This is a genomic window from Pseudoalteromonas sp. BMB (assembly GCF_001709235.1).
Taxonomy (GTDB): Bacteria; Pseudomonadota; Gammaproteobacteria; order Enterobacterales; family Alteromonadaceae; genus Pseudoalteromonas; species Pseudoalteromonas maricaloris.
The window spans coordinates 1-11,355 of record NZ_MBQA01000204.1 but is presented as its reverse complement, the minus strand read 5'-3'; the positions used below and the strand labels follow the sequence as shown (position 1 = coordinate 11,355).

Annotated in this window: 12 protein-coding genes; 3 read left to right on the top strand and 9 right to left on the bottom strand. The window is 43.4% G+C overall.

The window, feature by feature from the left end; all coding sequences use genetic code 11:
* Window positions 1-8 precede the first annotated feature (8 nt).
* The 3 genes from dxs to xseB all read right to left on the bottom strand — a co-directional run bounded on the left by dxs (window position 9) and on the right by xseB (window position 3,185).
* The gene (dxs, locus tag BB427_RS20545) at window positions 9-1,880 is read right to left on the bottom strand and encodes a 1-deoxy-D-xylulose-5-phosphate synthase (protein WP_069022942.1); all 1,872 of its coding nucleotides are present in this window, start codon (window positions 1,878-1,880) and stop codon (window positions 9-11) included.
* Window positions 1,881-2,046: 166 nt separating this feature from the next.
* Window positions 2,047-2,946 (bottom strand): (2E,6E)-farnesyl diphosphate synthase, encoded by a 900-nt coding sequence (gene ispA, locus BB427_RS20540; protein WP_069022940.1) that lies wholly within the window; start codon window positions 2,944-2,946, stop codon window positions 2,047-2,049.
* Window positions 2,946-3,185: an exodeoxyribonuclease VII small subunit gene (gene xseB / locus BB427_RS20535; protein WP_045988936.1), complete on the bottom strand. Its 240-nt coding sequence runs from the start codon at window positions 3,183-3,185 to the stop codon at window positions 2,946-2,948. The genes ispA and xseB overlap by 1 nt, the downstream gene beginning before the upstream one ends.
* A 234-nt stretch (window positions 3,186-3,419) precedes the next feature.
* Between xseB and pomA the strand changes: the two genes are divergently transcribed.
* The 3 genes from pomA to BB427_RS20520 all read left to right on the top strand — a co-directional run bounded on the left by pomA (window position 3,420) and on the right by BB427_RS20520 (window position 5,855).
* A complete protein-coding gene (gene pomA / locus BB427_RS20530) occupies window positions 3,420-4,187 on the top strand; it encodes a flagellar motor protein PomA (protein ID WP_069022938.1) in 768 nt (255 codons plus the stop codon).
* A 2-nt stretch (window positions 4,188-4,189) separates the two neighbouring features.
* A complete protein-coding gene (locus BB427_RS20525) occupies window positions 4,190-5,119 on the top strand; it encodes a flagellar motor protein MotB (protein ID WP_069022936.1) in 930 nt (309 codons plus the stop codon).
* A 223-nt stretch (window positions 5,120-5,342) separates the two neighbouring features.
* Window positions 5,343-5,855, top strand: coding sequence for a hypothetical protein (locus BB427_RS20520; RefSeq protein WP_069022934.1), 513 nt, complete (start codon window positions 5,343-5,345; stop codon window positions 5,853-5,855).
* 27 nt (window positions 5,856-5,882) lie between these two features.
* Here the strand turns inward: BB427_RS20520 and BB427_RS20515 are convergent, their stop codons facing one another.
* From BB427_RS20515 to BB427_RS20490, 6 genes are all read right to left on the bottom strand, one after another.
* Window positions 5,883-7,085, bottom strand: coding sequence for an aromatic amino acid transport family protein (locus BB427_RS20515; protein WP_026000864.1), 1,203 nt, complete (start codon window positions 7,083-7,085; stop codon window positions 5,883-5,885).
* A gap of 253 nt (window positions 7,086-7,338) precedes the next feature.
* The gene (locus tag BB427_RS20510; RefSeq protein WP_010372068.1) at window positions 7,339-8,415 is read right to left on the bottom strand and encodes a tetratricopeptide repeat protein; all 1,077 of its coding nucleotides are present in this window, start codon (window positions 8,413-8,415) and stop codon (window positions 7,339-7,341) included.
* A 216-nt stretch (window positions 8,416-8,631) separates the two neighbouring features.
* Entirely contained in the window at window positions 8,632-9,597 is a 966-nt protein-coding gene (lipA, locus tag BB427_RS20505) for a lipoyl synthase (protein ID WP_069022932.1), read from the bottom strand.
* The gene (lipB, locus tag BB427_RS20500) at window positions 9,594-10,247 is read right to left on the bottom strand and encodes a lipoyl(octanoyl) transferase LipB (RefSeq protein WP_010372061.1); all 654 of its coding nucleotides are present in this window, start codon (window positions 10,245-10,247) and stop codon (window positions 9,594-9,596) included. Before lipB ends, lipA begins: the two co-directional genes overlap by 4 nt.
* A 19-nt stretch (window positions 10,248-10,266) precedes the next feature.
* On the bottom strand, window positions 10,267-10,545 hold the full coding sequence (gene ybeD, locus BB427_RS20495; RefSeq protein ID WP_010606146.1) for a DUF493 family protein YbeD: 279 nt from the start codon (window positions 10,543-10,545) through the stop codon (window positions 10,267-10,269).
* A gap of 166 nt (window positions 10,546-10,711) precedes the next feature.
* Entirely contained in the window at window positions 10,712-11,251 is a 540-nt protein-coding gene (locus BB427_RS20490) for a hypothetical protein (protein WP_069022930.1), read from the bottom strand.
* Window positions 11,252-11,355 lie beyond the last annotated feature (104 nt).

Genomic DNA, 11,355 nt, shown 5'->3' with positions numbered 1-11,355 from the left:
GCTCAAAGTCAAGACTGTGGATTGAGCCAAGCCTTAATTTGCTGACTTATTCCTTCGCTGCTTAAACCCAGTTCGGCGTGGATCTCGGTTTGTGAGCCATGCTTAATAAACTCATCAGGCAGGCCGAGTAATTTGATTGGCTTTAGATGGCCTTGGGCTAATAGATATTCGCTCACAGCTGAACCTGCACCACCAGCAATCGCATTGTCTTCAAGTGTTACAAAGCGCTCGTGAGTTACCACTAACTCTTCGATAAGTGCGGTATCTAAAGGTTTTACAAAGCGCATATCAACTAGTGTAGCATTTAGCTCTGCGGCAACGGCTTGAGCGTTTTCAAGTAATGTACCAAAGCTTAAAATAGCCAGCTTTTCACCTTCTCTTACTACCTTGCCCTTACCAATTTCCAGTTCGCTCATTTCTGCACTAATCTCTGCGCTTCCCGCACTGCCCCTAGGGTATCTTACCGCAGCTGGCCTATCTAGGCGGTGACCGGTATAGAGCATTTGGCGACACTCATTGAGGTCGCTTGGTGCCATTATCACCATATTAGGAATGCAGCGCAAAAAGCTTAGATCATAAGCCCCTTGGTGCGTTTCACCATCGGCACCAACGACACCTGCGCGGTCAATAGCAAAAAGTACTGGCAGATTTTGTAGTGCAACATCATGAATGAGTTGGTCATAAGCACGTTGTAAAAAGCTTGAATAAATAGCAACAATAGGATTTAAGCCCTCACAGGCAAAGCCTGCACCAAGCGTAACAGCATGTTGCTCCGCAATTGCAACGTCAAAATACTGGGCTGGGTACTCTTTAGAGAAACGCACCATGCCAGAGCCTTCACGCATTGCAGGTGTTATAGCCATCAGCTTATTATCTTGTGCGGCCATATCACAGAGCCAGTCACCAAATACTTTTGAAAAGGTCGGTGCGCTGGGCTTTGATTTGGGTAAGCTGTGCACGGTTGGATCAAACTTTGGTACGCCATGGTAGCCAATAGGATCCGCTTCTGCAGGCTTATAGCCTTTCCCTTTTTGCGTTTTAACATGCAATAACTGTGGCCCCTTAAGGTTACGCATATTACGCAGCGTATCAACTAGGGTGCCAACATCATGTCCATCGATTGGGCCAATATAGTTAAAGCCAAGCTCTTCAAAGAAAGTACCTGGGATTATCATCCCTTTTAAGTGTTCTTCCATTCTGCCGGCAAGTTCTTTAACTGGCGGTACACCAGCTAACAGCTTTTTACTGCCTTCACGAATATTGGTATAGAAGCTACCAGAGAGGATCTTAGCGAAATGGTTTGTAAGTGCGCCAACGTTTTCTGAGATAGACATTTCATTGTCGTTCAAGATCACGAGCATGTCCGGATTAACATCTCCCGCGTGGTTCATGGCTTCAAACGCCATACCAGCAGTCATTGCGCCATCACCAATAATAGCAACAGTTTTACGGCCAATTGCTTCTCTTTCAGCGGCAATAGCCATTGCGAGCGCTGCAGAAATTGAGGTGCTTGAGTGACCAACACTAAAGGTATCGTATTCACTTTCCTCTCGATATGGGAAAGGGTGTAGCCCATCTTTCTGGCGAATTGTATGCATCTGGTCACGGCGGCCTGTAAGGATCTTATGGGGATAAGCCTGATGACCTACGTCCCACACCAATCTATCCTGTGGTGTGTTGTAGACGTAATGCAATGCAACGGTCAGTTCGACCGTGCCAAGACCTGAAGCTAAGTGACCGCTGCTTTGAGAGACTGAGTTTAGCAAATACTCTCGTAATTCATCACTTAACACAGATAACTTATGCTGGGGTAATTGACGAAGTTGACTTGGGTCGTCAATTAACGCGAGTAAAGGATACTTGCTACTATCAAGTTTCATGGTATTTATCAGAGTCCTAGTGAGTCTTTGCTGAGTATTTACCCGCGCAGCTCACTTCATAATTATTAAAATTCGTCACCAACTGGTCATAATATTATGTTAGCCAGTATTTACAAAGTACTTGTGAATATTTTCTTAGCTTGGCGTAGTTATTTTATACGTCAGCTTAATATTCTCGATCTATGATGTATTTTGCTAAATCTGCAAGTATTTCTGTGTCACCATCTATTTTCGTAAGCGCATCCAGTGCTTCATCTATCAACTGTTCGGCTTTTTCTTTTGCTTGTTCTAAGCCTAACAATGCAGGGTAGGTAGACTTGTTATGTTCTATGTCAGAGCCTTGTGGCTTACCAAGCACCGCCGTGTCACCTTCTACATCAAGAATGTCATCTCTGACTTGGAATGCAAGGCCTATTGCACGACCATAAGTGCGTATTGCACTACAGGCTTGCTCGGTAACTTGCTCTGAGTTGCCGCATAAGATCCCAAGCTCCACAGCACAGCTTAGCAGTGCACCTGTTTTTAGCTTATGAATACGTTCAAGTTCGTCTATGGTAATTGAACGATCAGTAGCAGCTATATCAAGTGCTTGGCCACCAACCATGCCTTGTAGACCCGATGCTTTAGCTAGCGCGGAAATCATTTTTATTTGTGCATGGTGGTTTACTGCGAATTGATGCCCACTTAATAGCTCAAAAGCCAGAGTTTGTAAGGCATCACCAGCTAAGATAGCTGTCGCTTCATCAAATTGAATATGGCAGGTTGGACGGCCGCGCCTAAGTTCATCATCATCCATCGCGGGTAAATCATCGTGCACCAACGAATAGCTATGAACACACTCTATTGCTGCAGCGGCCTTGTCTAAGTCTTCTGGAGCCGCACCAAACAATTCACCAGTGCAGTACACCAAGAATGGTCGCAAGCGTTTACCACCATTTTCTATACTGTAGCGCGTTGCGGCTTTGATATTTTCTTCAGTATCAAGCACATTATCAAAATAGTGTAAAACGGTGGTTTCTACACGCGTCTTAGCAGACAGGAGTTTTTCTTGTAATTTTGCTGACATTAGGCTTCGTTTTCAAATGGCTGTAATTGCGCGTGCTCATCTTCGCCCATTAAAATAGCGACCTGCTGCTCAGCTTGCTGAAGTTTTTGGTTTGAAGCTTTTGCGAGCTTTATCCCACGCTCAAATTGTTTAAGTGCTTGATCCAGAGGTAAGCTACCATTTTCCATGTCTGCAACGATTTGTTCCAATTCTTGCATAGCCTCTTCAAAGCTCAAGTTATCAGGTTTTTTTACCGCCATATGTCACACTGACCCGTAAAGTAAAAGTGTGGCAATTTTAGGGGGATTGCGCGCCAAGGTCAAAAAAACCAGAGACTTTTTGATCTGACGGAGTATCGGCATTACAAGATCTGCTATAAACTCGCATTTTAAACACTTTTTAATATAATAGTGTTAAGTTGTAGAGAAACTTGCCGATAACTCAAACAATAATAACTGCGTGATTTATCACAAATAACTTCCCCCGGAGGACATGTGGATTTAGCAACGGTAATAGGGATCCTGGGTGCCATAGGTTTGATTGTAATGTCGATGGTACTAAGTAGTGATGGCCAGATCGCTATGTTCTATAACACGCCTTCCGTCGTTATCGTATTTGGTGGTTCAATTTTTATCGTATTGTCTAACTTTACGCTTGGACAATTTTTCGGCATTGGTAAAGTGGCCGGGAAGGCCTTCATGTTTAAGATTGAAACCCCTGAAGAGCTGATTGAAAAAGCAGTTGAGCTTGCTGATTCTGCGCGTAAAGGTGGTTTCTTAGCGTTAGAAGAAGCTGAAATTCCCAACCAATTTATGCGTAAAGGCGTTGATATGTTAGTCGATGGCCATGACGCTGATGTTGTGCGCGCCACACTGCAAAAAGATATTGCTTTAACGTCCTCAAGACACCAGTTAGGCGCCGGTTTATTTAAATCCCTCGCTGATATAGCGCCTGCGATGGGCATGATCGGGACACTCATCGGCCTAGTTGCTATGTTGTCTAACATGGACGACCCAAAAGCAATAGGGCCTGCCATGGCTGTTGCTCTTTTAACAACTTTGTATGGTGCGTTTTTAGCTAACGTGGTTGCGATCCCAATTCAGGTTAAGCTTGAGCTTCGTAAAGATGAAGAAGAGCGAAATCAGCGGCTCATCTTAGATGCTATTTTAGGTATTCAAGATGGCCAAAACCCGAAAGTCATTGAAGGCATCTTGAAAAATTATTTGCCTGAGTCTAAACGTGGCGCTGAGGCTGAGGAATAACCATGTCAGATGAGAATGAATGTAAATGTCCTCCCCCAGGTCTTCCCGCCTGGATGGGGACATTTGCTGATTTGATGTCATTACTGATGTGCTTCTTTGTACTGTTACTGGCATTTTCTGAAATGGACGTGCTGAAGTTTAAGCAAATTGCCGGGTCGATGAAGTTTGCTTTTGGTGTGCAAAACAAAATTGAAGTAAAGGATATCCCAAAAGGTACCAGTGTTATCGCGATGGAATTTACTCCGGGTAAGCCAGAGCCAACACCAATTGAAACTATCCAACAGCAAACTGTAGAAATGACGCAACAGATGCTTGAGTTTCAGGCTGGTGATGAATCGTCTGCGGGTGGTCGACAAGAGCAGCGGGGCAATAAGCGTGGTGGTGAATCAGCCAGTACTGCTCAAGAAATGGCGTCAACTCAAGCAATCGCATCCGCAGATCAAGAACAAGTTAATGAGCTTGTTAAAAAGATTGCGCAGCAGCTAGAGAAGCAAATAATGGATGGCGCGATTGAGCTTGAGTCTTTAGGGCAGCAAATCATTATTCGTATCCAAGAGAATGGTTCTTTCCCAGCAGGTAGTGCGTTTTTACAACCTAAATTTGAACCAGTGATTGCCGAAATTGCAGAACTACTTAAAGATGTACCCGGTGAAATTACTGTCTCGGGTCACACAGACGATTTTAGAGTCACTAACGAACTTTACTCCAATAACTGGGATTTATCGGCGACGAGAGCGGTCGCTGTTGCGACTGTGATGGAGCGCGTTCGTGGTTTTGATAAGAACAGAATGGTTGTGGTTGGTCACGCAGACACCAGACCGCTTGTTCCCAATGACAGCGATGCAGATAGACGCCGCAATCGGCGCGTTGAAATCTCAATTTTACAGGGCAAACCTAAAGAGTCAGACCCTATTGAAGTGAGGCAAAATTAATTACAGTTTATTGCCAAGTTACAGGGAATTCGCTATTGTTTCGTTTGGTTCTACTTAAAGGAGAAATAGAATGATTTCAATAAAAAAACCTCAAAATTTTAGACTGCCAGGCGGTAATGGTGAAGGCGGTGATGAAGAGGCGGAAAAAAAGCCGTCTTAACCGACTGTAATAATTACTTGACCCATTAAAAAATCATCTTAACTAATAATTAGAAGAGTAAATATGTTAGAGGCTTGGGAGTCGGTTAGGCTTTTTTATATCCAATACAGCATTCCACTATCGCTGATTGCAGTGTTGGCCTGTTTAGTTTTAAGAGATATAAAAGCCGCTCGTTATGCTATTTTGATTGCTTTATTTTATATTATTGGCTCTTTTACTGGTGATTTTATTAGAGCGATAGACGATGAGTTGGTTTATCGCTATATATTTTGGGCATTTAACGATATTGTGTTTATGGCTATAATTGCTGTTTGGGCTATTAAGGACAAAGTTTATATGTGGCAGAGTGTAATTGCTCAGCTCATTATTATACCTGCACCAATCTTACAGTTGTTCCGCTTAGTTGATAGGCATTTAATGGAACTTAGCTATTCGTCTTATCTCTACGTTACAATTATCCCAATAGTTAACTTTGCTACTCTATGCTTAGCATTTGTACCCGTAATTGCTTATTTTCAATTGAAACATAAACGAATGCAAGACGGTGCGCTGGAGAGAATCGAAGTAGGCCGTTAATAGACCTACATCGTCTTGATAATATACTCACCCTAAACTAGGAATAAGGCCAGCCATTTGCATTAGCTGAGAGGTGATGATCATCACACCGAAAATGGCTGCAAGTCCTAGTCCAAGCGTACCACCTTTAACCTGATATCCGTCATTACCTCTAACTTTTCTCTGTTTCCATACCATCGCAACTGGTAGAAATACCGCCAATACCACGAGCGCAATTGCTGCATATCCCAGTGCCATAATAAAGCCCTTTGGATAAAAGAGGGCAAAGCCAAGCGGTGGTAAAAAGGTAATGAACGCCGTTTTTATACGGTCTTTCTTGGTATCTTGCTTTTTAAAGGCATCAGCAAAAAAGTCGAATAAGCCGAGACTAACACCTAAGAATGAAGTCGCGAGAGCAAGATCTGCAAAAACCGTCACAAATAATTGTACGTTGTCGTTGTGTGCGATAGACGAAATACTGGTGACAAAACCTGGCAGTCCCTCACTTGCCATTAAGCTCTCTTGCCCCATAACACCTTGGCTTAGTAGTTGCCAAAATACATAGATGATAAGCGGGAGGGAAGCACCAAACATCATTACTTTACGTAATTGGCGGATATCTACGCCCACGTACTTAACGATTGACGGGATTGAGCCATGAAACCCAAATGAAGTGAAAATTACAGGAATTGCTGCAATTACCAGCCCTTGTTCTACTGGCATATCGATAAGGTGTTGGCCATGGACATAGGGAGTCAGGATAAAAAACAAACTCGCGAGCACGATAACTTTAATGGTAAATAGTAACTGGTTAAGCTTGTCGACAGTACTTGTGCCTAATGTCACTATGGTTGCTATGATAACAGCAAGCAATACTGAACCGAGTTGGGGAGTGATCCCATCACCTAGTACACTAACCAGTTTGCTTTGAAGTTGTGCACCACCTCCCGCGATGTAAGCTGCGCACAGTGCATAGAATAAAAATACCATAGAAAAGTTAGCGACATATTGGCCCGTTTTACCGAGCAAGTTTTTCGCCAGTGTATTTAGCGTTGCGTCTTGATCTGCGTATTGATGTACTTCCAACATAAGCAAAGCGGTATAGGTCATTAACAACCATGTGATTGCTAATAATGCGATAGCGGTAGAAAAGCCGAGTCCTGCTGATGCAATAGGGAGGGCGAGCATACCCGCGCCAATTGTAGTACCTGCTACAATCAGCATGCTGCCCAAAGTTTTATTCTTAAGCACGTTTTGCCCCTGATTATTATTATCTGGTGAGGCAAGATATAACGAATAGCGAGGAAATGAAACCGTTTTGCTGCTAATACCGATTCGCGTATAAAATTTATGCGTTAAAAACAAAAAAGCCGCATATCAATATGCGGCTTATTCTACTCACTGGTATTTTCATCCAGTGAGTTTGTGCTTGTACCTTTAACTTTTATATAAAGTCTTCATCTCTCATGAAAATGCACCGTATCAAGCTAACTTACCTAAGAGTCTATTGCGCTCGTACTAAATTGTCAAACCAATCTTGACCTCTCGAACTGAGCGACTTTAGCACAATAAGGTCACTTTCACCGTCGGGCAGCTTCAATCTTAAATGCTCATCAAGCGCAATTGCACGTTCCAAATGGCTGCGGATTTCACCCAGCGTCCGGACCATACAATCTAGCTCCTCAGGTAAGCCTTCGCTAAAATCTATACGAGTCTGGTAACAGGCTATATTCCAATGCATACGAGCTCTAACGGACTCACTCATATCTGAGATGGAAAGTGCGCTTTCTAGCAGCTTGATGGCTTCTGCGAGCTTACCATCTCGGCTGAGTGCTCTGGCTTTTATGCCAATTGCTCTTGCATGGTTTGGATGAATGTTGGTAAGAATGTCATCACAAACCTTAATTGCTTCATCGTATTGTGTGTTTGCAATCAATTCCCTAGCGCGTTGGAGTGCGATTTCTACGGTATTCTTACGTGCTATTTCATACTCTTCTTTAACCTTTTGTTGGATGTCATTGAATTCATCTTCGCCAACGTAGCGCTTGTAGGCGCTAGAAACGAGTCCTACACCACCAAAACCGCTTAAAATAGAGAATGAAAAGATTTTAATCCAAGTCCAAAATGCTTTATCAGAACCGGTAATTGAGTCGTTTTCCCGCTTCAAATTGTGCTCAACGACCACTTTGATTATACGGTTGATCTCAACGGCATTATCGTTATGCGCAGATGAAAACATCGCCACGGGAATGAGTATCTCGTCATTGTTTTGATGGTGGGAGTCGTGCTCCCCATTTTGATATGATTTAAATGCATACTTACTGACTGGGCTGAAGTCAGCAGCGCCCGCCATGGTGAGCACACCGATTGCCATAAATGCTGAGATCACACCGGCTAGAATGACACCGAATCCACCTAAGTCCCAATACTCTGGGGCGGCGCTATTCGCACTCTTAAACTTAGGTTTGCGAAATTTATATGACGACGTTGAACGCATCGCTTGTAGGAGCCCGCCTAAGGAGCCTCCAAGTACCACAACGGCAATAAAAATAGCGTAAAAGCTGATTGGTCCGTATTCCATATTATTATTCTAAGTAACTTGAGCTGGGGATAATTAATGCCTTGTTACCACTAAAACTCTCTGGCTATACAAGGGTGTAAATTAAGGGAATTTTGGCTATTTTACATTGAATTTACATAAATGCGTAGAGGGGAAGTCGGAAATTGTATGGGTATTGCTCCTACTGACGACTAGGAGCAATATCCGTGTTACTTGGACTTAAGTTCGGAGCAGAAGTTATTTTACTTCTTTACCGGCGGCTTGCTGATCTGCATGGTAGCTAGAGCGTACAAATGGTCCGCAAGCTGCGTGGCTAAAGCCTATTTCGTCGGCATATTCTTTTAGCCCATCAAACTCAACCGGTGGCACGTAGCGCTTGACTGGCAAGTGGTGCTTTGAAGGTTGCAGATACTGGCCTACGGTAAGCATATCTACGTTATGCTCGCGCAAGTCTCTTAAGACTTCTTCAATTTCAGAGATTTCTTCGCCTAGTCCAACCATCAGGCCTGATTTAGTTCTTACTTCTGGATGCGCTTCTTTAAAGCGGCGTAGTAATTCGAGCGACCACTTATAATCGGCGCCTGGACGCGCTAGCTTGTAAAGTCTCGGTGCAGTTTCAAGGTTGTGGTTGAATACATCTGGTGGTGTTTCACTTAAGATCTCTAAAGCTCTATCCATACGACCACGGAAATCAGGCACAAGAATTTCGATTGTAATACCTGGGTTGTGCTTACGGATCTCACGAATACAGTCAGCAAAGTGCTGCGCACCACCGTCGCGCAAATCATCACGGTCAACAGAGGTAATAACAACGTAGCTCAACCTCATGTCTTTGATGGTAAGTGCAAGCTTTTCCGGCTCTTGGGCGTCAGGTTTTAATGGACGACCGTGGGCCACATCGCAGAATGGACAGCGGCGAGTACAAATTGCACCTAAAATCATAAAGGTTGCTGTACCGTGATTAAAGCACTCAGAAAGGTTAGGGCAAGACGCTTCTTCACAAACAGAGTGCAAGCCGTGCTTTCGCATTGCTTGTTTAATGCCATCGATACGTTCACTTGATTTTGGCAAACGGATCTTTAACCACTCAGGCTTTCTCAGCATTTCTTCGCGTTCTGTTGGCATGACTTTAACTGGGATCAATGCCATTTTTTCAGCATCGCGGAGCTTTACCCCTGGCTCCATTTTGACTGGTTTACTCATACGTTTTCAAACCCTTCAGTGTATTCGACATGCTCAGCATTAATGCGTTTTAGCATGTGTTTTACCAGACCAGCCCCCGCATCAGCGACGGTTTGAGGTCCATTAATTTCGCTACTTTGCACCATATTCATGCCCGCGTAACCACAAGGGTTTATTCGTAAAAATGGACCAAGATCCATATTGACGTTGAGTGCGAGCCCATGAAACGAGCAGCCACGGCGGACTCTAAGTCCAAGAGATGCTATCTTGCTATCGTTGACGTATACACCTGGTGCATCGGCTTTAGCGTAAGCCTCTATCCCATATTCTTTTAGGGAGTCGATAATGCTTTCTTCTAGCCAAGTGACAAGTTCACGTACCCCTATTTTCAATCGTCGTAAGTTGAGCAGTACATAAAGCATTTGTTGCCCAGGCCCGTGGTAGGTAACTTGACCGCCGCGATCCACTTTTACGACAGGAATATCACCTGGCGCCAAGACATGCTCTTCTTTACCGGCTTGACCTTGTGTAAAAACAGGCTCATGTTCCACCAGCCAGATTTCATCCGCTGTGGTGTCATCACGCTCATCGGTAAAAGATTGCATTTTGTGCCAAATTGGCTCGTAACTACAAAGGCCGAGTTGGCGCACAATTAACTTACGAGATTCCATAACTAGGGGTCCTTACCAACTACAGGATGTAACGGACGTCTTCGATGCCACCGATCTCGGTATAAATCTGCTCGATATGCTCTTTGCTGGTTACGGTAACGACAAGAGATACGGCTTCATAGGTGCCTTTGCTGCTTGGTTTAACCTTTGGTGCATAATCACCCGGTGCAATAACCTGCAGTTTAGCTAGGATCTGATCCGTCAAATTGACATTTGCTAGGCCCATAATCTTGAATGTAAATGGGCAAGGAAATTCTAAGTATTCATCAAACTTAGTATTTTTAACTGGTTTTACCACGACGGTATCCTCACAACGAACTACTTGCTGACGCCTTTATTTGGTCACTTAGCGGCTCTTTCAAGCCTTGAGTTGCCAAGGTCGTCATTTATTGGCCGCATTCTATCATTTTTGGCGCAAAAAAAAACGTCCACGATAAGGACGTTTTTGTTGAGTCATTTTGAAGCTAGCTTTCACTATTGATTATGTCTTTACAATCATCAAAAACTGCTAAAGTAGCTAATAGAAGGAAGCAGTGATTGCTAATTGTTAAGCCTTCCGAGTCGAAGAAAAGTCGAAATACTGTTGTTGTTAATAGTAGTATCAAAAGCGCTGTTTTGTTGCGTTTCAAGGTCTTTACTATGTTTCTTTTAGACTGCTTGGTTCTAGCGCTAAGAATTCGTACCAGCTGATAAATGATGATGCTAACTACGGCAAGATTGATGCCGGTAATAAGCATTGAAGGAGGTGAGAGAGTAACAATACTAACCAATAGCAGAATAAATATTGGAATGTATCCCAAATGCCTCATATTGGTTGTTTCCGCTTGGGTATTGTTAAGCAGCGTAGCAAGTTGATAAAGTGCGCCATACAGAGCAATATAAAAACCAAGGTACAATAGTACGGGTTTATTTAAATAATCACTTAGGATGAAGCAGACAATAAATACAGCCATGCTAATGTGGATATAGATAGGAGATTCTTTAAAGTATTGAGTAATGGTCATTGCGTAGTTTTCCTTTTTCTCGCTTTCCTTTCGAGTTTGGAAATTGTTGCTTGGGGTGTAAAAAGTCAATCAGTATTTAACACAGGGTGGGATTCCACTTTGCT

What these genes read in the sequence shown, in the direction of transcription:
- dxs (WP_069022942.1), bottom strand. Translation starts at nt 1,880, where the DNA reads ATGAAACTTGATAGTAGCAAGTATCCTTTACTCGCGTTAATTGACGAC.
- ispA (WP_069022940.1), bottom strand. Translation starts at nt 2,946, where the DNA reads ATGTCAGCAAAATTACAAGAAAAACTCCTGTCTGCTAAGACGCGTGTA.
- xseB (WP_045988936.1), bottom strand. Translation starts at nt 3,185, where the DNA reads ATGGCGGTAAAAAAACCTGATAACTTGAGCTTTGAAGAGGCTATGCAA.
- BB427_RS20525 (WP_069022936.1), top strand. Translation starts at nt 4,190, where the DNA reads ATGTCAGATGAGAATGAATGTAAATGTCCTCCCCCAGGTCTTCCCGCC.
- BB427_RS20520 (WP_069022934.1), top strand. Translation starts at nt 5,343, where the DNA reads ATGTTAGAGGCTTGGGAGTCGGTTAGGCTTTTTTATATCCAATACAGC.
- BB427_RS20510 (WP_010372068.1), bottom strand. Translation starts at nt 8,415, where the DNA reads ATGGAATACGGACCAATCAGCTTTTACGCTATTTTTATTGCCGTTGTG.
- lipA (WP_069022932.1), bottom strand. Translation starts at nt 9,597, where the DNA reads ATGAGTAAACCAGTCAAAATGGAGCCAGGGGTAAAGCTCCGCGATGCT.
- lipB (WP_010372061.1), bottom strand. Translation starts at nt 10,247, where the DNA reads ATGGAATCTCGTAAGTTAATTGTGCGCCAACTCGGCCTTTGTAGTTAC.
- BB427_RS20490 (WP_069022930.1), bottom strand. Translation starts at nt 11,251, where the DNA reads ATGACCATTACTCAATACTTTAAAGAATCTCCTATCTATATCCACATT.